Annotated in this window: 21 protein-coding genes; 7 read left to right on the top strand and 14 right to left on the bottom strand. The window is 65.4% G+C overall.

From position 1 onward, the window contains the following. The 3 genes from EV641_RS14660 to rfbA all read right to left on the bottom strand — a co-directional run bounded on the left by EV641_RS14660 (nt 1) and on the right by rfbA (nt 2432). The gene (locus EV641_RS14660) at nt 1-849 is read right to left on the bottom strand and encodes a DUF559 domain-containing protein (RefSeq protein ID WP_241997233.1); all 849 of its coding nucleotides are present in this window, start codon (nt 847-849) and stop codon (nt 1-3) included. A gap of 121 nt (nt 850-970) precedes the next feature. Beyond that, the gene (gene rfbC / locus EV641_RS14655; protein WP_054713462.1) at nt 971-1552 is read right to left on the bottom strand and encodes a dTDP-4-dehydrorhamnose 3,5-epimerase; all 582 of its coding nucleotides are present in this window, start codon (nt 1550-1552) and stop codon (nt 971-973) included. A gap of 4 nt (nt 1553-1556) precedes the next feature. Beyond that, nucleotides 1557-2432, bottom strand: a complete 876-nt coding sequence (gene rfbA / locus EV641_RS14650; RefSeq protein WP_132472592.1) for a glucose-1-phosphate thymidylyltransferase RfbA — start codon at nt 2430-2432, stop codon at nt 1557-1559. A 33-nt stretch (nt 2433-2465) separates the two neighbouring features. On the opposite strand from rfbA, the gene rfbB reads away from it, so the two are divergent. The 3 genes from rfbB to EV641_RS14635 all read left to right on the top strand — a co-directional run bounded on the left by rfbB (nt 2466) and on the right by EV641_RS14635 (nt 7034). Further along, nucleotides 2466-3473 carry a dTDP-glucose 4,6-dehydratase gene (gene rfbB, locus EV641_RS14645; RefSeq protein WP_132472590.1) on the top strand — a complete coding sequence of 336 codons (1008 nt, stop codon included), beginning with the start codon at nt 2466-2468 and terminating at the stop codon, nt 3471-3473. Between the two features lie 147 nt (nt 3474-3620). Beyond that, nucleotides 3621-5525 (top strand): glycosyltransferase, encoded by a 1905-nt coding sequence (locus EV641_RS14640; RefSeq protein WP_132472588.1) that lies wholly within the window; start codon nt 3621-3623, stop codon nt 5523-5525. Between the two features lie 3 nt (nt 5526-5528). Next, nucleotides 5529-7034 carry a glycosyltransferase family 39 protein gene (locus tag EV641_RS14635; protein WP_132472586.1) on the top strand — a complete coding sequence of 502 codons (1506 nt, stop codon included), beginning with the start codon at nt 5529-5531 and terminating at the stop codon, nt 7032-7034. Here the strand turns inward: EV641_RS14635 and EV641_RS14630 are convergent. From EV641_RS14630 to EV641_RS14620, 3 genes are read right to left on the bottom strand one after another with little or no spacing between them, the layout of a single operon-like run. Further along, entirely contained in the window at nt 7022-7870 is an 849-nt protein-coding gene (locus tag EV641_RS14630) for an ABC transporter permease (RefSeq protein WP_132472584.1), read from the bottom strand. The genes EV641_RS14635 and EV641_RS14630 overlap by 13 nt on opposite strands. Before the next feature lie 59 nt (nt 7871-7929). Next, nucleotides 7930-8337 (bottom strand): DUF2628 domain-containing protein, encoded by a 408-nt coding sequence (locus EV641_RS14625; RefSeq protein WP_132472583.1) that lies wholly within the window; start codon nt 8335-8337, stop codon nt 7930-7932. Nucleotides 8338-8382: 45 nt separating this feature from the next. Beyond that, on the bottom strand, nt 8383-9489 hold the full coding sequence (locus EV641_RS14620) for a PLP-dependent aminotransferase family protein (RefSeq protein ID WP_132472581.1): 1107 nt from the start codon (nt 9487-9489) through the stop codon (nt 8383-8385). A 66-nt stretch (nt 9490-9555) separates the two neighbouring features. On the opposite strand from EV641_RS14620, the gene EV641_RS14615 reads away from it, so the two are divergent. After that, nucleotides 9556-10002 carry a helix-turn-helix domain-containing protein gene (locus EV641_RS14615; protein ID WP_054716008.1) on the top strand — a complete coding sequence of 149 codons (447 nt, stop codon included), beginning with the start codon at nt 9556-9558 and terminating at the stop codon, nt 10000-10002. A gap of 37 nt (nt 10003-10039) precedes the next feature. Here EV641_RS14615 and EV641_RS14610 read toward each other — a convergent pair whose 3' ends face one another. The 4 genes from EV641_RS14610 to EV641_RS14595 form a co-directional block, all read right to left on the bottom strand. Next, on the bottom strand, nt 10040-10738 hold the full coding sequence (locus EV641_RS14610) for a universal stress protein (RefSeq protein ID WP_132472579.1): 699 nt from the start codon (nt 10736-10738) through the stop codon (nt 10040-10042). Between the two features lie 49 nt (nt 10739-10787). Beyond that, nucleotides 10788-12080 carry a Na+/H+ antiporter NhaA gene (nhaA, locus tag EV641_RS14605; RefSeq protein ID WP_132472577.1) on the bottom strand — a complete coding sequence of 431 codons (1293 nt, stop codon included), beginning with the start codon at nt 12078-12080 and terminating at the stop codon, nt 10788-10790. Between the two features lie 172 nt (nt 12081-12252). Next, nucleotides 12253-12954 carry a DUF6796 family protein gene (locus EV641_RS14600; protein ID WP_132472575.1) on the bottom strand — a complete coding sequence of 234 codons (702 nt, stop codon included), beginning with the start codon at nt 12952-12954 and terminating at the stop codon, nt 12253-12255. 100 nt (nt 12955-13054) lie between these two features. Further along, on the bottom strand, nt 13055-14839 hold the full coding sequence (locus EV641_RS14595) for a long-chain fatty acid--CoA ligase (protein WP_132472573.1): 1785 nt from the start codon (nt 14837-14839) through the stop codon (nt 13055-13057). A gap of 173 nt (nt 14840-15012) precedes the next feature. Between EV641_RS14595 and EV641_RS30165 the strand changes: the two genes are divergently transcribed. Together EV641_RS30165 and EV641_RS14590 are read left to right on the top strand one after the other, a co-directional pair. Next, nucleotides 15013-15135: a hypothetical protein gene (locus EV641_RS30165; protein WP_277874504.1), complete on the top strand. Its 123-nt coding sequence runs from the start codon at nt 15013-15015 to the stop codon at nt 15133-15135. 183 nt (nt 15136-15318) lie between these two features. After that, the gene (locus tag EV641_RS14590) at nt 15319-15717 is read left to right on the top strand and encodes a hypothetical protein (protein WP_132472571.1); all 399 of its coding nucleotides are present in this window, start codon (nt 15319-15321) and stop codon (nt 15715-15717) included. Between the two features lie 16 nt (nt 15718-15733). On the opposite strand, the gene EV641_RS14585 is transcribed toward EV641_RS14590, so the two are convergent. From EV641_RS14585 to EV641_RS14575, 3 genes are read right to left on the bottom strand one after another with little or no spacing between them, the layout of a single operon-like run. Beyond that, nucleotides 15734-16624 (bottom strand): glycosyltransferase family 2 protein, encoded by an 891-nt coding sequence (locus tag EV641_RS14585; protein WP_132472569.1) that lies wholly within the window; start codon nt 16622-16624, stop codon nt 15734-15736. After that, nucleotides 16617-17450 (bottom strand): ABC transporter ATP-binding protein, encoded by an 834-nt coding sequence (locus tag EV641_RS14580; protein WP_132472567.1) that lies wholly within the window; start codon nt 17448-17450, stop codon nt 16617-16619. The genes EV641_RS14585 and EV641_RS14580 overlap by 8 nt, the downstream gene beginning before the upstream one ends. A gap of 59 nt (nt 17451-17509) precedes the next feature. Beyond that, on the bottom strand, nt 17510-18088 hold the full coding sequence (locus EV641_RS14575) for a bacterial proteasome activator family protein (protein ID WP_054720460.1): 579 nt from the start codon (nt 18086-18088) through the stop codon (nt 17510-17512). A 152-nt stretch (nt 18089-18240) separates the two neighbouring features. On the opposite strand from EV641_RS14575, the gene EV641_RS14570 reads away from it, so the two are divergent. Continuing rightward, nucleotides 18241-19440 (top strand): cysteine desulfurase-like protein, encoded by a 1200-nt coding sequence (locus EV641_RS14570; protein ID WP_132472565.1) that lies wholly within the window; start codon nt 18241-18243, stop codon nt 19438-19440. Nucleotides 19441-19456: 16 nt separating this feature from the next. Here the strand turns inward: EV641_RS14570 and EV641_RS14565 are convergent, their stop codons facing one another. After that, on the bottom strand, nt 19457-20443 hold the full coding sequence (locus EV641_RS14565; protein ID WP_132472563.1) for an NAD(P)H-quinone oxidoreductase: 987 nt from the start codon (nt 20441-20443) through the stop codon (nt 19457-19459). Nucleotides 20444-20541 lie beyond the last annotated feature (98 nt).

The following is a 20541-nucleotide window of genomic DNA, read 5'->3' as shown; positions in this document are numbered from 1 at the left end:
TCAAGCGCGGCGGCTCAGAGCGTGTCCGATCTGTCTGAGCACACCCTCTGGATCGTCGTTCAGTGCGTGCCATGTAAAGCGTAAGACGTGCCAGCCGGCGTTGACGAGAGCGTTCTGGCGCTCGGCGTCCATCCGGAAGCGATTGGAGTCGCGGTGCCAGGCCCAGCCGTCGATTTCGATAGCGACACGTTCCGCCTCGAATGCCACGTCGAGCTCGTAGCCGCAACTCCGGACGTGTGCGCGCCACCCGGTCAGGCCGGCAGCCCGCAGGAGGCGGTGGAGGATCCGTTCGGCCTCCGAGTGCCCGCCGTCGCCGGCAGAGCACAGCAGTCGCGCCGCCGCACGTGCACCGTGACGCTGCGAGTTTCTGCGATGGGCGCGCTCGAGTCGGGGGAGTGACGTATGCCGTTGTAGTGCGCGGTCCATGAGCACGGACCCGTTGGGCATTTCGACGGAGGCCTCGAGGACGGTCAATTCCAGGGCAGTGACAGGGAGGTTTCGCACCACCATGGTGTCTTTCCACGGCAGATCACGGCGGCGGATGCAGATGCTGTGACGACGAGGACGCGTCCGGTGGTGAGGGACGGTCACGTAGTGCTGCGTCGGTGGTTTGTCGAGGAGGCCGTGCCACCACGCAGCGCTCGGCCCCCAGGCGACTGCGTCGAACCCGGCTCCGTACACCGCTGCGCGTAGCAGAACCGAGGGAGTTTCTTCCCTATCGGCGCGCATGTAGACGCCCGGAGCGAGCGTGCACCACTCGCCGGACTGGACGTGTCGGGCTACGGCAGACGAGCTCATGCCGCATTCGAGGGCCTGAACGCGAGTGACGACGCCGTCCTGACGAGACATGATTGAGTGGATTGCTTTGCGGCTCACACCTCGTTCGACGCAGTGGCGCACTGAACGGTTCCTGCAGTACATAGTCTTGGTGGGATTGTGCCCGCACCGCGGGCACAATCCCACCAAGGTGTTACAGATGTGGGAGGAGCTCTGCGTCGCGCGCTTCGGCGAGCGTCGGTGCTGCCCGGTCCTTGGCCGACAACTCGTACTCGAGCCGGCTTCCGTCGCGCCCGACAGTCGGCCACTCGATCCCGATCTCCGGATCCAGCGGGTGCACCTCGTGCTCACGTTCGGGGTCGTAGCCCGTCGAGCACAGGTACATCACCGTCGAATGGTCCTCCAACGCCAAGAACCCGTGCCCCAACCCCTCCGAGAGGAAGATCGCACGACGATCGACAGTATCGAGCAGCACCGAATCCCACTGCCCGAACGTCGGCGATCCCACCCGCAGATCGACGACGACGTCCAGCACCGACCCCGACGCACACGTCACGTACTTCGCCTGCCCCGGCGGCACATCCGCGTAGTGGATTCCGCGCAGCACACCCGCAGCAGACACCGAGCAATTGGCCTGGGCCAGATCGAGTTCCCGACCCGTCGAATCCGTGAAGGTGGCCTGCTTGAACCATTCGAGGAACACTCCGCGGTCGTCCCCGAATTGTTTCGGCGTGATCTCCCACGCGCCGGTGATCTTCAGTTCCCGGTACTGCATGTCCTCAGGAGTCCTTTCCCCGTGCGACCAGGTCCAGCAGATAGGTGCCGTAACCCGATTTCACCAACGGATGCGCCAAGGACGCCAATTCGTCGTCGGTGATGAACCCGCGTCGCCACGCAACCTCCTCGGGCACACCGATCTTCAAACCCTGACGCTGTTCTATCGTGCGCACGAAGTTCGACGCATCGAGCAGGGAATCGAACGTGCCGGTATCGAGCCATGCGGTACCTCGGGGCAGCACCTCGACCTGAAGCTTGCCGGCCTCCAGATAGGTGCGATTGACGTCGGTGATCTCATATTCGCCACGCGCAGAGGGCTTCAGCGACCGCGCGATGTCGACGACGTCGTTGTCGTAGAAATACAGCCCAGGCACCGCATAGCGCGACTTCGGGTCTGAAGGTTTCTCCTCCAGGGACAACGCGCGACCGTCGGAATCGAACTCGATCACACCGTATGCCGACGGATCGGAGACTCGATAGGCGAATACGGCTCCGCCGTCGACGGCGGCGAACCGAGTGAGTTGTGTGCCGAGTCGGGGACCGTAGAAAATGTTGTCGCCCAACACCAGAGCGACGGATTCGTCGCCGATGTGATCGGCGCCCAGAACGAATGCCTGTGCCAGCCCGTCGGGCTGCTCCTGGACTGCGTAGGTGATGTCGATGCCGAACTGCGACCCGTCGCCGAGTAGATGCCGGAACTGACCGGCGTCGTGCGGGGTGGTGATCAGGAGGATGTCGCGGAGTCCGGCGAGCATCAATGTCGAGAGCGGGTAGTAGATCATCGGCTTGTCGTAGACGGGAGTGAGCTGCTTGCTGATCCCCAGCGTGATGGGGTGCAGCCGCGAACCGGTCCCGCCGGCAAGGATGATTCCGCGCATGCAGGTCAGTGTCCCATGGGTAGGGTTGGCGCAATGAAGCTGCTCGTCACCGGCGGTGCCGGATTCATCGGCGCGAACTTCGTCCACCAGACAGTGGCCGAACGTCCCGCCGTCGAGGTCACCGTCCTCGACAAGCTCACCTATGCGGGCAACCTCGAGTCCCTCGCGCCGGTGAAAGACGCGATCACCTTCGTTCACGGCGATGTCGCCGACACCGGCCTCGTCGACCGGCTCGTCGCCGACAGTGATCTGGTGGTGCATTTCGCTGCCGAATCCCACAACGACAACTCCCTGGCCGACCCGTCGCCGTTCGTGCAGACCAACCTCGTGGGCACCTTCGCGCTGCTCGAAGCGGTCCGTAAGCACGACGTGCGGTATCACCACATCTCCACCGACGAGGTGTACGGCGACCTCGCGCTCGACGACCCGGCGAAGTTCACCGAGGCCACGGCGTACAACCCGTCGAGCCCGTACTCGTCGACGAAGGCCGGCTCCGACCTGCTCGTCCGCGCCTGGGTGCGTTCGTTCGGAGTGCACGCGACATTGTCGAACTGCTCGAACAACTACGGCCCGTACCAGCACGTGGAGAAGTTCATCCCGCGGCAGATCACGAACGTGCTCACCGGGGTGCGGCCCAAGCTGTACGGCACCGGCACCAATGTGCGCGATTGGATCCACGTCGACGACCACAACCGTGCGGTGTGGACGATCATCGACAAGGGTGAGATCGGTGAGACCTATCTCATAGGTGCCGATGGTGAAACGGACAATCGTACGGTCATCGAGACCGTTCTCGAGCTGTGTGGTCAGGACGAAACTGCGTTCGATTTCGTCACCGACCGCCCGGGTCACGACCTGCGCTACGCGATCGACGCGACCCGGCTGAAGACCGAGCTCGGCTGGGAACCGGTCTACCGGGATTTCCGATCCGGCATGCACGCGACCATCGAGTGGTACCGCGCGAACGAGGCGTGGTGGCGGCCGCACAAGAACGCCACCGAGGCCGCCTACCGCCGAACGGAACGTACCCTCGATGCCTGAGCATGAAGTCCTGTAATGGGCAAAAGGCGCATTTTCCGTGATCCTCACCAATCGGTCGCAACTCTCACGGGATCGGCAGGCGGGGGTGTTCCCGCTGATAATGTCGCATCCGGACCAACAGGATCGACGAGATCGGGGAGTTACTCGATGGAGCAGGCACCTGCCGGCGACACGACAACTGATGAAAGCAACGTCGACGCGCTGGAGGACGCCCTCATCGAGCCGGTACGTCGCGATCGGCTGATCGTTCAGCGCGGACTGTTCGGGTCGCTGTCGTCGCGCGTGCCCGAGAAGATGTACGTGATCACCAAGGGCGACGCCGCCGCCGACCGGCACGGGCTGCAGCTCGCCGAGGCCGCGACCGCCCACACCAACACCTATTTCGGTCGGTTCGCCGCGACCTACTGGCAGCGGTGGACCGACGTGAAGACGGTGAACCTGCAGCTCACCTACGCTTCTTCGGGCAGCGCGACCTTCACGGTGTGGGCGTCCGACGCCCGTGGTCGCGAGCGCATCGTCACCTCCTCGAAGGTATCGGGATCGGGCGATCTCGATCTCGAACTTCCCATCGAGCGGTTCGTCGACGGTGGCGCGATGTGGTTCTCCGTGGAGTCCGGCAACGGCTCGCTGCTCATCTCCGACGCCCGGTGGACCGTCGCTGCTCCCGAGCACCTGCGACCGGCCGCCGTGGTCATCTGCACGTTCAACCGCGCCGACGACTGCACGATCACTGTCGGGACCCTCGCCTCCGACGACGATGCGATGTCCGACATCGATGCGGTGTGCATCGTCGACCAGGGCACCGACCAGGTGCGTTCGCGTCCCGCGTTCGCGGAGGTCGAGGAGAAGCTCGGTAAGAAGCTGATCTACCTCACGCAGCCGAACCTCGGTGGCGCAGGCGGGTTCTCCCGCGGCATGTACGAGATCACCGGCTCGCCGAACTCGGCGCACGCCAACGTGATCGTCATGGACGACGACATCCTGTGCGAGCCGGAATCCGTGCTGCGACTCAACGCATTCGCGAACATGACGGTGCAGCCCACGATCGTCGGCGCCCAGATGCTGTCGCTGAGCAACCCCCAGATCCTGCATGTCGGTGCCGAGCGTGAGGTCCTCGACGAGATCACCGCCGGCGAGCTCACCCCCGGCGCGAAGATGGGCATCGACCTCGTCAAGAAGAAGCAGGAACCCCGCTTCGACGCAGGCTGGAACGGCTGGTGGACGTGCCTGCTGCCCGCCGAGATCATCGCCGAGTGTGGTCTGCCGATCCCGCTGTTCTTCCAGTGGGACGACATCGAATACGGGATTCGTGCCCGCTTCGCCGGGCATCCGACGGTCACGCTTCCCAACGCGGGTGTGTGGCACGCCGATTTCCACCTCAAGGACTACGACGACTGGGCGCGGTACTTCAGCATCCGCAACGGTCTCGTCGTCTCCGCGCTGTACGGGCGGTTCGATGGCAATGACATCTCGAAGTACCTGTTCCGCAAGATCAGCGAACTGATCGTGTCGATGCAGTACGGCCTGGCGGCGACCTTCATCAAGGCCGCCGAGGATTTCCTCGCCGGACCCGATTTCCTGTACGACGGCGGTCAGTCCGCACTCCGGGAGCTGCGCGAGTTGCGCGATCGCTACCCCGAGACGAAGCCGCTGCCCGCGTCGCAGGTGGGTAAGGAATCGGATCCGCACACCCAGATGAAGGTGTGGGACTTCGAACCCGACAAGAAGCGCGAGGGTCTCGTTCTCCTCAAGCGGGCGGTGCAGCAGTTCCGGGGCAAGGTCGACGGCCGGCAGGTCACAGTTCCTGCGCACTTCGCGAACTGGTGGCACGTGTCGTTGTTCGAGAACGCCGTCGTCACCGACGCGTCGCAGAATGCGGTGCGGGTGCGTCGCCGCGACAAGGACACCGCCGTCGAACTCGCGAAGCACGCCGCGAAGGTGTGCTGGCGACTCCGTAAGGAAGCCCCGCAGATGAAGAAGGTGTGGCACGACGCCATGCCCAAGCTGACCAGCCGCGAGAACTGGGCTCGTCTCTACGGTATCGACGAGTAGTACATGAGGGCATGGCCGCTCCCGCTGTTGATCGGGGGAGCGGCCATGTTCATCGGTGCAGCGTTCTCGTGGGTGCCGTCGTTCTGGTGGGACGAGGCTGCCACGATCTCCGCGGCGAATCGCTCTGTCGGGGCACTCTTCGACCTGCACGCTCTGCGTGACGCCGTGCACGGGTTGCACAACCTGCTCCTGCACTGGTGGTTCTCGCTCGTCGGCATCAGTGAGTTCACCGCCCGGATCCCGGGTGCGGTGGCACTGGGCGTCGGCGCGGCCGCCGTCACCGCGACCGGGCAGAAGCTCGCCGGCCGACGCGTCGCTGTCGCGGCGGGGGTGCTGTTCGCGATCACTCCGCGGGTCACGTGGGCGGCGACCGAGGCACGCTCGTACGCATTCGCGATCGCCGGCGTCGCGGTGCTGACCCTGCTGCTGGTGACGGCGCTGACGACGGGCAAGGCGCGCTGGTGGGTGCCGTATGCGCTGCTGGTGACGGCGTCGACGGTGATCTTCGTGTACACCGCGACCGTGATCTTCGCGCACGCGGTGACGGTTCTCGTGATGAAGCGCGACGGGATGCGGTTCGGCGTGACCGCGGTGGTGGGGCTCGCGCTGTCGGGGCCGTTCGTGGTGCTCGCGGCGTCCCAGGTGCGGCAGGTGTCGTGGATCCCGCCGCTCGACGGCACGGTGACGCGCACGATCCTCGTCGACCAGTGGTTTCCGCAAGCGCCGTGGGCGGCGGTGCTGTGCGCGGTGATCGTCGTTGCGGGTGGGGTCGTCGCGGTGCGGACGGGCGTGACGCCGGGTGAACGGATGCTGCTGTGGGTGGCGGTCCCCGGGTTCGCCGTGCCGATGACCGTGCTGCTCGTGTATTCGCTGGCGTCGCGCAATCTGTATCTCGACCGGTATCTGTCGTTCACGGTGCCGGCGATGGTGCTTCTGGTGGGCTGGGCACTGGCCCGGCTCGCGACCCGGTGGTGGACGATGCTCGTTGTCTTCGTCGCGCTGGTTGTGGCTGTGTCACAGGCGTACGTTGCCCAGCGTCAGCCGTTCGGGAAGGCGGGTGGCATGGACTACAGCGCGGTCGCCGACCGGCTCGTCGAGGAGTCGGAGGTGGGGGACTGCGTCGCGTTCGAACCGACCGTGTCGTGGGCGCCGACCTCCCCGCGGGCGTTGATGGATGCGCGACCGGATGCAGTGACGGGCCTCGACGACGTCGGGCTCGGTGTCAGCGCGGTCGAGCGAACTCAGCTGTGGTCCACCGATGTGTCGCCGTCCGAACTGGCCCGACGCGCCTCCACCCGGTGCGCGGTGCTGTGGGTGATCGCCGACCGCGACCGCGAGACCGCCTGGAAGCTGTGGCATCCCAACAACGTGTGGTGGGGATTCGAGCCGTACCGATTCACCGCCACGGACACGTTCCGCGAACTGGCCGAAGCCGGTTTCGAGATCACCGACCGCGAACCGGTCCACCGGTTACAGCTGATCCGGTTGAAACCGGTTCAGACCCAGTAGGCGACGCGCGCGCGGTAGTTGCGCATCGCGAGCAGTGCGAGTCCCCAGCCGAGCACGGTGATCACCAGCACGATGACCCAGTGGTAGAGCTGCTGATCGCCACCGAGCAGCGGGGTCCGGACGATGTCGAGAAAGTGGTAGAGCGGGTTGATCTCGGCGATCTTGGCGCGGCCCTCGTTGCCCGTGCCGACGAGTGTCTGTTCGGTCCAGATGATCGGCGTCATGAAGAACAGCAGCTGCACGATGCTGCCGAGCAGCGGCGAGATGTCGCGGTAGCGGGTGGAGAGGATGCCGAAGACCAGTGACACCCACACCGCGTTGATCGCGATCAACGCCAGGGCCGGGATTGCCGCGATCGCGGTCCAGTGCAGTGGCTGTGGAAACACGATGAGGATGCCGACGTAGATGACGATGTTGTGTGCGAACAAGATCATCTGGCGCCAGACCAGGCGATACACATGGACGCTCAGAGGTGTCGGGAGCTGTTTGATCAGGCCCTCGTTGGACATGAACACGTCCGCGCCCTCGAGGATCGAACCGCTGATCAGGTTCCAGATGATGAACCCGAGCGCCACGTACGGCAGGAACGTCGGGACGTCGAGGTTGAACAGCGTTCCGTAGAGGATTCCCATCGCAATCGCCGAGACACCGGTCGCGATGGTGATCCAGAACGGGCCGAGCACCGAGCGACGGTAGCGTTGCTTGATGTCCTGCCACCCGAGGTGGAACCACAGCTCCCGATGCGAGAAACCATCGCGGAGATCCTCGAATGCACGCTTGAACGTACGGGAGGACGATTCGATCGGCTCGTCATCGACAGTGAGGGCATCAGACACGGGTCCCGAGCCTACCCGCGTCGAAATCGGCCCGGTTCCGGTGTGGTCGTAGCGATGGTTCACAGCCGCCAGGTGTGACGTCCCAGCACCCGGCGCTCGTAGTTGTAGGTGTTGACGCGGCTCGCGATGAAGAAGGCGAATCCGAAGGTCACGATTCGGTCGATGCTGGGCGGCAGGTCCAGGATCACGCTGACGATTCCGATGGCGATGCCGAGTCCCACCAACACCAGGGCTTTCCGCCACAAGCGCAGATACAGCAGGTAGAAGACACCGAAGACTGCTCCGAGCCAGTTGAAGTTCAGCTTCATGCGCTTCCCGAACGACAAGTCCCGGAATGCGGCGGTGTAGGCGGGTGAAGTCTTGATCGCGCCCGGTGTTCCGTTCCTGTCGAAGAACTCGAACCGGAACCGCCACGTGTTGCTCAGGCCCTCGTACTTCTCGGTGTCGGGCGTGCTGATATCCGTCATGATCCCCCCGGATGTTCGACCGTTCCCCCTGAACGGTTCAACGCATTATGCACGGTGGTCCTTCAGGAGCTGCGCGAGTGTCCGGAGTCCGTGTTCGGTGGCGTCCGCGTCGGCGTGGCTGAAGTTCAGGCGCATGGTGCCGAGCTGCGGTCGGTCGGGGAAGAACTCCTCGCCCGGCATGAACGCGACACCACGATCGATTGCGGTGGCGAGAAGCGTTCGGGTATCGACCGGCCGCGTGAGACGGAGCCAGAAGAACAGCCCGCCGGCGGGCGCCTCCCACTCGGCGAGTCCGCCGAGGTGGCGACGCAAGGCGTCATCGAAACTGTCGCGACGCGTCCGGTAGAACGAGGCGAGTTGGTCGAGGCGACTCGCCCAGCCCGGGTCGGTGAGGGCGTTGCGCACGAGTTGCTGGGACAGGGTGGAACTGTGCAGGTCGACAGCCTGCTTGAGCATCACCAATTGCGGGAAGAGATCCTCGGACGCCGTGAGGAACCCGAGGCGCAGTCCGGGCGCGAAGGTCTTGGAGAACGAGCCCTGGTACACCCAGGACCCACCGCCCATGCGTGCGGTGACAGGCGCTCGGTCGCACGGTTCGTATGCGAGTTCACGGTACGGGTCGTCTTCGAAGAGTGTCGTGTCGCTGTCGAGGCAGGCGTGGGCAAGGCTGTTGCGTTCGCCGTCGGTCGCGCACCGTCCGGTGGGGTTGGCGAAGGTGGGCACGACGTAGGCGAGCGGGGCGCCCGGGCTGCCGGCCCAGTTCAGGTCGGTGAACGCGGCGCCGTACAGACGGAACACCTGGAGTGCCGCAAGGTAGGTGGGGGATTCGACGGCGACTGGAGTCCCGGGGTCGACGAACAACTTCGCGACGAGGTCGATGCCCTGTTGGCTGCCGGACAGAATCATGACGCGCTCCGTCGGCGCGTCGAGGCCGAGCGCGCGTAGTTGCTCGGACACGAGGGTGCGCAGCTCGGGGTCGCCTTCGCTCGGCCCGTATTGCAGGGAAGTGGGGGCGATGGAGTGGGTGAGGTGTGGGAGCGTCTCCGACGCGGGAAGGCCACCTGCGAACGACACCATGCCCGGCCGGTCTATGACGGAGAGGATCTCGCGGATCGGTGACGGTCGAAGTGAGGCGATGCGTTGGGAGAACATGGACAACCCGTCTGATAGGTCAATGTTGTTGACGTACTCTAAGGCGTGAGTGAGAATAAGGTCAATATGTTTGACCCAAATCGTGAGAGGGAGCTGAGGGAGGCGATCGAAGACTTCTTCTTCGGATACCGCGCCTTCACCGCGCTACCCGATCGGCTACTTGCGGAACGTGGACTCGGCAGGACGCACCACCGCATTCTGCATTTCGTCCGCCGCGACGACGGGCTGTCGATCGGCGCACTCCTCGACATCCTCGGTATCACCAAGCAGGCGCTGCACCGGCCGATCAAAGACCTCGAGTCGCAGGGGCTGATCGTCATCGCACCCGACGCGACCGACCGGCGGGTCCGTCGGCTCACGATCACCGACGACGGACGTGCGCTCGAAGCCGAACTGACCGACGCTCAGATGTGTCTCCTCGACAACACGTTCCGTCAGGCCGGGGAGGGGGCGGAGGCGGCATGGCGGGCGGTGATGGAGTTGCTTCGCGCGGATCCGTCCGACCCTCGCTGACGGAATCGGGTGAAGGTCGACCTGATCGGGAAGAGGTTTACTGAGCCGACCCGTCGACGTCCTCGGCGGGAACGCGCAGGGCCACCGGGGCAGCCGGATTCTGGCCGGTAGGTGCATTCTGTGTGGGATCGACGACGAGGACCGGCACGGGACAGTGCTCGGTGAGATACGCCGCGACGCTGCCCATCATCTGTTTGGACAGACCGCGACCGCGTTTGCCGATCACCAGCACGTCGGCATGCTGTTCGGTCGCGAACCAGCGCAGACTCTGCCCCGCGGGGCCGGCGATGACGGCGTAGCCGACCGGTACATCCTCGGTGCCGGACGCAGCGGCCTCCAGGCGTTCCTTCGCCCTGGCGAGTACCTCCGAGTCGATGTCGGCTCCGTCGTCGTACGACACCACCGCGACGAGCTCGAGCACCCCTCCACCCGGCGCGAACAGTTTCCGCGCGGTGCGCAGCGCTTGCTCCGCGTGCTTCGAGCCGTCGAACCCCACCATCACTCGCAGGCCACCGGATTCCTCGCTAGCGGTACCCCACATCGCGACCGGTTCCGACGCGATCGACCGAGGATTCCGTTCGATACGTTCGAACGCGATGGGTACGAACAGGGGCCCGAGGATCACCGCGATGATCGTCCAGCGCGGATCGTGCCCCTTGCGGGCCATCCACAATCCGGTGGCGAGCCCGGTGAGCACCCACACGCCGATGAAAACCCACAGCGCAGTCCAGTTCACGGTGTCCTCCTGAAGTGTGAAGGGGCGAGGTCGGAGCGGGCCATAGGGCTCACCGTCCCTGGTAGACGTCGGGGATGCCGTCGCCGTCGTCGTCGACCCGGTCGCGTTCGGCGACGACGCGGTACGCACGGTTGCGGATGGTGAGGACGATCGACGCCAGAACGGCACTGAGCACCGACCCGAACAGCACCGCGACCTTGGCGTGGTCTGCCTCGAGTGATCCGGCGCCGAACGCAAGGTCGCCGATCAGCAGGGAGACAGTGAATCCGATACCTCCGAGCAGCGACACACCGAACACGTCGATCCAGCGCAGGTCGTCGTCGAGTCGGGCTCGCGTGAATTTCGCCATCACGAAGGTGGTGCCGAAGATCCCGACGACCTTGCCTACGACGAGCCCGGCGGTCACACCCACGGAGACCGGATCGGTGAGCGTGGAGGTGAGACCCGAGAGACCTCCCACTGTGACGCCGGCGGCGAAGAACGCGAAGATCGGCACCGCGATACCGGCGGACAAGGGTCGGATCCGATGTTCTACGCGTTCGGCGACGGCGATCTTCTTGCCCTTGACGTGCCGCGACACGGGGACGAGGAAGCCGAGCAGCACACCGGCGATGGTGGCGTGCACACCGGACTGGTGGACGAGCCACCAGGTGATGATGCCCAAGGGCACCAGAACCCACCATGCCGTCACGCCGCGCTGCATGGCGAAACCGAACGCGGCCAGCGGAATCAGGGCCGCACCCAGGTACAGCAGGTTCAGATCATCGGTGTAGAACACGGCGATCACCGTCACCGCGAGCAGGTCGTCGACCACCGCGAGAGTGAGCAGGAACGTTCGCAGCGCCGTCGGCAGATGCGACCCGATCACCGCGAGAACTGCGACCGCGAAGGCGATGTCGGTGGCGGTCGGTACCGCCCACCCGTTCAAGGCCGCGGCGCCACCCTGCAGGTTGATCGCGACGAAGATCAATGCCGGGGCCGTCATCCCACCGACCGCGGCGACGATGGGCATCGCCGCACGTCGGAGATCACGTAGATCGCCCTCGACGAATTCACGTTTGAGTTCGACACCGACGATGAAGAAGAAGATCGCCAGCAACCCGTCGGCCGCCCAGGTGCCCAGCGACAGGTGCAGATGCAACGACTCCGGGCCGAACGTGGTGTCGCGCAGCGCGTGATACGAGTCCGACCACGGCGAATTCGCCCAGATCAGCGCCGCGAGCGCAGCGAGCAGGAGCAGGGCGCCGCCGACCGTCTCCTTGCGGAGGATGTCCGAGACGCGGCGTGATTCTTCCCAGGAACCGCGTGACAGCAAGGGAAGCGAAGAAAAGATTCCGGGCATCACACGCCTCCGGATACGGAGAAGGAATCGTTGCGATGGCACGACGGAATCATCAGACCTCCGGTTCGACAGCAGAAAACACTCGCCGACCAGACTTCCCGGCACACCGCTGATCACCGTACCGCACCGGTCGCTCTCGACCGGTGCACCGAGAGAAACTGCCGCGAGAAACTCAGGAGCGCCGCGCGGCTCCTGCGACCGCATTTGCCGCGAGCATCCCGAGGCTGATCCCCGCTCCTTCCCACCGTTCCTTCTGCTTCGTCGGCAGCAGATTCGATCCCGCAACCACCGCCGCGACGGGAACCAAGGGGGTGACGAGTGCCGACGACCAGCGCGGATATCGAGTGCGGCCCTGATATGTGAGTACGGCGGTCTCGACGGACACCGCCGCGACCGCGACTCCGAACGCGAGGTAGGCAGTGCGGATGGCCTGGGAGATCTCTTCGGCCTGGTCGAGGAGCTTCGCGCGTTGCGTTGACGCGGGGTCCGCGTCGTCTGCGGCATGGAGCGTCGCGCCCCACGGATAGAACGTGCCGTGGATGAACGAGGCGATCGATGCTGCGCCGGCGTAGGTACCGGCGATGCGCACCGCGCGGGCGTTGCCGGCCGGACGCACAGCGTCGTAGAGCTGCCAGGCGGAGGCGACGTGCAGCGGCGTCGCGAGCACTCCCCACAGGGCTCCCGCTCGAAGTCTCTTCGTGGACGACCCGAGCAACACCGTGGCCGAGGTGTCGAGGTCCGGTTCTTCGCGTAGGAGCCGACGGTCCTCCGGTCGGGCGCGTGTGCCGAGCAACAGCAGGTCCCCTACGGTGTAGCACCCGGACGCCGCAGCACCCGCGAGCGCGCTCGCCCGCGCCCAGTTCATTCTTGCCATAGCGTGCACTGCCTCCCCACGTCGTTTCCGTAGGGACACTAGCCGCGCCCGCCACGATGTGGGGGTGCGACGACAGCCGCGCGCCCGCTGCGGCGCGCGGCTATGGCAGGTTCTCGTAGAGCATCGCAATCTGCTCGGCGTACTTTGCGTCGATCGGCTTGCGCTTGAGCTTCATCGTGGGAGTGAGTTCGTCGCCCGACGGTTCCCAGATGGTCGGAAGGACCGTGTACTTCTTGATCTGCTCGACCCGCGACAACTTCGAATTCGCCACCTGCACCGCCTTCTCGATCGCCTCGAGGACGACGGGATGCTCGGCGAGCTCCTCATGGGGGCCGGGCAATCCGTGTTCCTGCGCGAATGTTGTGAGTGCATCGGGGTCGAGTGCGAGCAACGCGACGTTGAACGGCCTGTCGTTGCCGATGACGACGGCCCCGCCGAGCATCGGACACGCTGCGCGGAGCACACCCTCGATGTTGGCAGGCGACATGTTCTTTCCCGCGGCGTTGACGATGAGTTCCTTCTTGCGGTCGATGAGTCGTACATAGCCGTCGGAGTCGATCTCGGCGATGTCACCGGTATGCAGCCACCCGTCGGTGTCGATCGCGTCGGCCGTTTTCTCCGGATCGTTGCGGTATCCCTTCATGATCAGAGGGCCTTTGACCAGGAGTTCACCGTCGTCGGCGGTCGTGATCTCCACTCCGGGGACCGCCTGGCCGACGGTGCCGATGCGGATCGCGCCGGGGCGGTTCATGGTCACCACGCACGACGTCTCCGACATTCCCCATACCTCGGAGCATGGAATGCCCAGCGCCAGAACGAATTCGAGTACTTCGGGTGAGATCGCGGCGGCGCCGGTGACGGCGGCACGGACCTGGTCGAGTCCGAGCTTCTGACGGATCTTCGACAACACCAGCTTGTCGGCGAGGCCGTGCTGCAATTCGAGTGTTCTGGGGACGGGTTTGCCATCGGATTGCAGCCGCGCGCGTGTGCGACCGACGTCGATCGCCCACATCGCGAGCTTCTTCTTCACCGGGCTGGATTCCTCGGCGAGTGTCTTGTCGATCGCGGCCTTGAGTTTGTACCAGACCTGCGGCACGGCGCCGAACAGCGTCGGACGGACGCTCGGCAGCACCGCGATCGCCTGTTTGAGATCGTCGAGCGTCGTGATCTGCATGCCGCCGTAGATGCTCGAGTAGTGCGAGCCCCACCGGTTCGCGATGTGCGCATCGGGCAGATAGGACACGATCCGGTCGTCGGGGCCGGTGGGCAGGAATGTCGTGGTTGCCTTCAGTTCGGCGAGAAGGTTGGCATGGGTGAGTTCGACCCCCTTCGGGGGGCCGGTGGTGCCGGACGTGTAGATGAGGGTGAGCAGATCCGACGGCTGCACGGCTTTCCACGCGGCCTCGAAGTCGAACTCTGCATCGGCGGCGGCTTCCAGATCGTCGAGCGACAGCGTGCCCTCGGGCTTTGCGTCGATACACACCAGGTGCTCGACCTTCGTGGTGCCGATCGCTTTCTGCAGCACCGGGACGAACTGCTCCTCGCAGATCATCACACGATTACCGGCATTGCCGAGCACGTACGAGATCTGCTCGGCGGTGAGCGAGTTGTAGATCGAGAAGGGCGTCGCGCCCAGGTGGAACGCTGCAGTGTCGACGAGGTGGAACTCCGGGCGGTTGGTGAGCATCAGCCCGACGGTGTCGCCGTGCCGGACCCCGAGCCCGGCAAGCCCGGCGGCGAGTCTCTCGACGCGGTCGGCGTATCGGCGCCAGGTGTACCGGACGGAGTCGTCCGGTGTGCGCAGCGCGACGCTGTCGGGATACGCCGCGGCGGTGGTTTGGAAGGCATCGCAGAGGGTGGACGGTGCACTGTCACGAGGTGTCATGATCGCTCCCACGAGGATTAGTGCGAAAAGTGTAAAGCGGACTGCACACATCCGTGGCCGGATTGGTGTGAATCCCTGGGACACTGCGGATTCGCGCGACCTACCATCTGAATCTCCCGAGTCGCTCGATTGCCTTCTGAAGATCCGAACCTCTGACAGCTACACGAGAATGGATGTCTCCGGCGGGGGCGACCGCGCGCATCTGCATCGGTTGGGACGGCAAGTGGATGGTCCTCGACGGCAGCACCGATCGTCGCACCGCAGACGCGTTCACCGCCGACTCCATCACGGTGTGAGGGCAAGGCGATTCGGATAGCCCTGAGCATATTCGGCTATTACGGACGGTAGCGATGTAACGCCTCGGTCGAGTCGGCCGATCTCGAGTTGATCGAACTGCCCGGGGTCGGCAGTCGACCAAGCCAACCGATGTCTGGCGCGAGCGGTGCACGCTCTGCCCTGGGAGCGTGGAGGAACCACCGATGACCGAACCCGTACAGGGCTGGGAGCCGACCACGAAGTATCAGCGAGATCTCGAACCGGGGGAACTCGAAGAACTCAACAGGCTGCGTGCGTGGAAGGAACAGCAGGAGCGCGAGGCGCAGTCTCGGCAGATCCAGGAGCAACAGCGTCATGCGCACCAGCAACGGCTTGCGTACGAAGAGCACCAGCGGCGTATTGCCGAGCAGCAACGCGCGTCGTATCAGGCGCCGTACTACGCGCAGCCGCACTACGCACCGATCCAGCAGGTCACCGTCCACAATATGCCTGCCCGTGCAGAATGCCCGCACCTGCTTCACTTCGTGCTCACACTGATCACGTGTGGAATGTGGTTACCGGTGTGGATCATCCACGCGATCTACGTTGCATCGAAGAGTTGACGCGGTCGCCTTCGCCTCAGGGCCGGGTGAACTTCTCCTCGCGCCCCAACTTGCGTAGCCGCACCCACTCACGCAGACCCGACGGGTCGCGGCGCGTGACCAGGAAGTACCAGCCGAACCGCACCCACTCCTGAGGCAGCAGCCGACGCAGCCCCGGCTGCGATAACAGGTAGCCGCGGTTGCGGTACGTGAAGTACCGCTTGACGTCGTTGTCGGGGAACTGGGTATGCATCCGGCCGCCGAGGATCGGCTTGAACTCGTCGGCGCCGTCGGGGTGGAGATACGCGGTCTGCAGGCACGTTCCGAAGGGGAGCCCCGAGCGCACCAGCCGCCGGTGAACCTCCACTTCGTCGCCGCGCACGAACAGTCGCAGGTCGGGCACACCGACCGCGTCGATCGCGTCCGCGGTGAACAGCGCGCCGTTGAACAGCGAGGCGATGCCGGGGAGCAGGTCCTCCTCGCCGAGTTCGTGACGCCAGCGCCGCCACACCACACCGCGACGCAGCGGGAACGCCAACCGGCCGGGCTCGGCGATGTCGCACACCACCGGCGACACCTCGGCCAGGCCGTTGCGCTCAGCGCAGTCGAGCAACGTCGCGAGGACCTCGTCGCCGTCGGGGCGACCGTCGTCGTCGGCGAGCCACACCCAGTCGGCGCCCAGCGACAGCGCGTACAGGATGCCGAGCGCGAAGCCGCCTGCTCCGCCCAGATTGTGCTTCGACCCGAGATAGGTCGTGGGCAGCTCGACCGCGTCGACCAGCCGGCGCACCTCGTCTTCGTCCGCATTGTCCACCACGACGAGATGATCGAGCGGTCGTGTCTGCGCAGCCAGCACCTGCAGCGATTCGGCCAGGAGTTCGCGTCGGCGATGGGTGACGACGACGCCGATGATGCGTTCGTCAGACACCGTTGCCGCCCGTCGAGGAATCGGCGGTACGTTCACGCTCGAGTTCTTCGAGGACGGTGTGCACGTGGTCGCCTGCATCGTCGCCTTCGTAGGCGCGCACCACTTCCTCGATGCCGCCCTCCTGGCGGATCTGGCCGTGATCGATCCACATGGCCCGGTCGCACAGCTGCGCGAGGAACTCGTTGGAATGGCTCGCGAAGACGAGAATGCCGGATCGCGCCACCAACTGCTGCAGCCGGACTCGTGCCTTCTTCATGAACTCGGCGTCGACCGCGCCGATGCCCTCATCGAGCAGCAGGATCTCAGGATCGATGCTCGTGACCACACCCAGCGCGATGCGTACCCGCATACCCGTCGAATAGGTGCGCAGCGGCATCGACAGGTAGTCGCCGAGCTCGGTGAAGTCGGCGATCTCGTCGACCTTCGCGAGCATCTGCTTTCGGGTCATGCCGAGGAACATGCCGCGGATGAGGATGTTCTCGTAGCCGGAGATCTCGGGGTCCATGCCCACACCGAGGTCGAAGACCGGTGCGACCCGCCCCCGTACCCGCGCCGCGCCGCGCGTCGGCTCGTAGATACCCGACAACAGGCGCAGCAGCGTCGACTTGCCGGCGCCGTTGTGCCCGACCAGCCCGACACGGTCGCCTTCCTTCAGCGACATCGTGATGTCGCGAAGCGCTTCGACGACGACGACGTCGGAGTCGTTGCGGCCGATCGCGCCGCCGGCCTTGCCCAGGAACGCCTTCTTCAGCGACCGGGTCTTGGCGTCGAAGATCGGAAAGTCGACGCATGCGTTACGGGTTTCGATGCTGACTCGGCTCACGATGCTGCTCCAGACGCTGACACGAGTTTCGAGCCTACCGGTCCGCTTCCAGCCCCTGACGCCTACAGGTACTGACCGGTACCTGTATGGCCGTGCCCCTGCTGGTCATCCGGCCCGCTCTGGAGGTTCAATCCGGGAGGCAGCGCGCCCTGACGCATCTGCTCGAGCTGCGCGCGGGCTGCCATCTGCTGGGCGAACAGCGCGGTCTGGATTCCGTGGAACAACCCCTCCAACCAGCCGACGAGCTGGGCCTGAGCGATGCGGAGCTCGGCGTCGGACGGAACGGATTCTTCGCTGAACGGCAACGCGAGCCGCTCGAGTTCGTCGCGCAGTTCGGGAGCGAGGCCCTGCTCGAGCTCCCTGATCGAAGAGTGATGGATCTCTTTGAGCCGCGCACGGCTCGCATCGTCGAGGGGAGCGGCCTTCACCTCTTCGAGTAGCTGCTTGATCATCGTGCCGATGCGCATGACCTTCGCGGGCTGCTCGACCATGTCGGAGAGCGTCTCTCCGGCGCCCGCCTCGTCCTCGGACGCTTCTTCCGGTCGCGGCGCTTCGGTCTGTGCCTCGCCACCGCGAGGAACACGGACGGGTCGGCCGTCCGGACCGATCACCAGAACATCGTCATTCTCGGGATGCGTCATGAGTCAATTCTGGCCTTTCCCGGCGATCGTTGCGGCGCCGACCCGATCGATGAGCGAAATGTCCGCGATTTCCCTCCCCGAGCGTACCCATCGGTAGGTGGTTGCCGGGAGCGAGCGACCACCGGTTGACTGCAAGATTTAGAGTGTCTGCCATGGCTTACGACGTTGCCCGGATTCGGGGGTTGATCCCCTCGCTCGGCGACGGTTGGATCCACCTCGATCCGCAGGCCGGTATGCAGATCCCCGACGCGGTGTCCCGCACCGTGTCGACGGCGTTTCGAAACGCTGCAGGATCTGCGGCGGGCCGGCACATCTCGAACCGTCGAAGCGCAGGGATCCTCGATGCGGCGCGCACCGCGATCGCCGACGTGGTGGGCGGCGACCCGGCCGGCGTGGTCCTCGGACCTAGCCGCGCGGTGCTGCTCGCATGGCTGGCCGAATCGCTGAGCCCACGGCTCGGGCTCGGAACCGGCATGGTGCTCTCGCGTCTCGACGACGAAGCGAACGTGGCGCCGTGGCTCCGGGTGGCGAGCCGTTACGGCGCGCAGGTGCGGTGGGCCGAGGTCGAGATCGAGACGTGCGACATGCCGGCCTGGCAGTACGAGGAACTGATCACCCCGACGACGCGCCTGGTCGCGTTGTCGGCGGCTTCGTCGGTCGTGGGATCGGCACCCGACGTCCGTGCGGTGTCCGACCTCATCCACGATGCGGGCGGTCTCATGGTCGTCGATGCCGCAGGTGCCGCACCGTATGCCCACCTCGACATGGCCGACCTCGGCGCCGACATCGTCACTGTCGACGCGGCCGCCTGGGGCGGACCTCAGATCGGGGCGTTGGTCTTCGCCGACCCTGCGCACCTCGACCGGGTACCGGCGATGTCGCTCGACCCGCACGCGCGCGGGCCGGAACGGCTCGAAGTGGGCGGCCATCAATACGCGCTGCTCGCCGGTGTCACCACATCGATCGACTTCCTGGCCTCGCTCGACGACGAAGCCACCGGCAGCCGACGGGAACGGCTCGAGATTTCCATCAGCTCGATGCAGCACTACCAGGACAAACTCTTCGAGCGGCTCCTGCGCCAACTCGACAGTCTCAGCGGCGTCATGGTGCTCGGGCGTGCGTCGAGCCGAGTGCCCACGATCAGCTTCACGATCGACGGTGTGCCTGCCGACAAGGTCGCCACGCACCTGGCCGATCGGCGCATCGCGACCGTTGCAAGCACTCGCGGGACGAGCCGGTTGCTCGACTCACTGGGCGTGAGCGACGAGGGCGGCGCCGTCAGCATCGGCCTCGCGCCCTACACCACAGCGTTCGAGATCGACCAGCTCGTCCGCGAACTCCGCAACTTCTGATCTCGGTCGGCGCGGCCTACCTGCTGTCGATCTTCAGCACGACCTTGCCCACGGTCTCGGGGGAGTCGAGCAGCTCGTGTGCCTTGGCGGCTTCCGTGATCGGAAGCTCGGCGTGCACGACGGGCTGAACCTTGCCTTCGTCGACCAGCGGCCAGAGATGTTCACGGACCGCTGAGACAATGGCACTCTTACCCGATTTTCCGGTGTCGGGTCGGCCGCGCAGGCCCGTTGCAGTGACGTGGCCGCGCTTGGCGAGTAGCTTGCCGAGGTTCAACTCGCCCTTGGTGCCGCCCTGCATACCGATCACCACCAGTGTGCCGTCGGGTGCGAGCACGTCGATGTTCCGCGACAGGTAGGCAGCGCCCATGTTGTCGAGCACGACGTTCGCGCCGCCGTAGGCCTTTTTCACCTCGACGACGAAATCCTGGTTGCGGTAGTCGATCGCCAGGTCGGCGCCCAGCTCGCGGCAGCGATCGAGCTTGCCGGCGGACGCCGTGACCACCACCGTCGCACCCAGAGCCTTGCCGACCTGGATGGCATGTGTACCGATGCCGCCGCCACCACCGTGCACCAGCAGGACATCTCCACGGGTCAGACCGGCGCCTATGACGACGTTCGACCACACCGTGCACGCGACCTCGGGCAGTGACGCTGCGGCAGCGAGATCCATGTCTTCGGGTACCGGAAGAAGTTGAGAGGCGGGAACCACGACCTGCTCCGCGTATCCGCCGCCGGTGAGCAGCGCGCAGACCCGGTCGCCGATCTTCCACCCGGACACTCCCTCGCCGAGGTCGGCGATCACACCGGAACACTCGAGTCCGAGGATCTCGCTGGCTCCGGGCGGTGGTGGGTACAGGCCTCGACGCTGCAGCAGGTCGGCTCGGTTGACCGCGGTGGCGGCAACATCGAGGAGAACCTGTCCGGGACCGAGCTGCGGGTCCGGTTGTTCGATCCACTGGAGAACTTCGGGCCCACCGGGTTCGGTGGCGACGATTGCGTGCATGTCGACGACGTTATCGTGACGGGCTCGGGATATGGCAATGACTCGCGCACATGCTCGCCTCGGAATACCTGGCGGTAACTTCCCGGGCACGTCGGTGA

This window comes from Rhodococcus sp. SMB37, from assembly GCF_004345605.1.
Lineage (GTDB): Bacteria > Actinomycetota > Actinomycetes > Mycobacteriales > Mycobacteriaceae > Rhodococcus.
The sequence above is the reverse complement of the archived record's forward strand: the minus strand, read 5'-3'. Positions and strand labels throughout refer to the sequence as shown.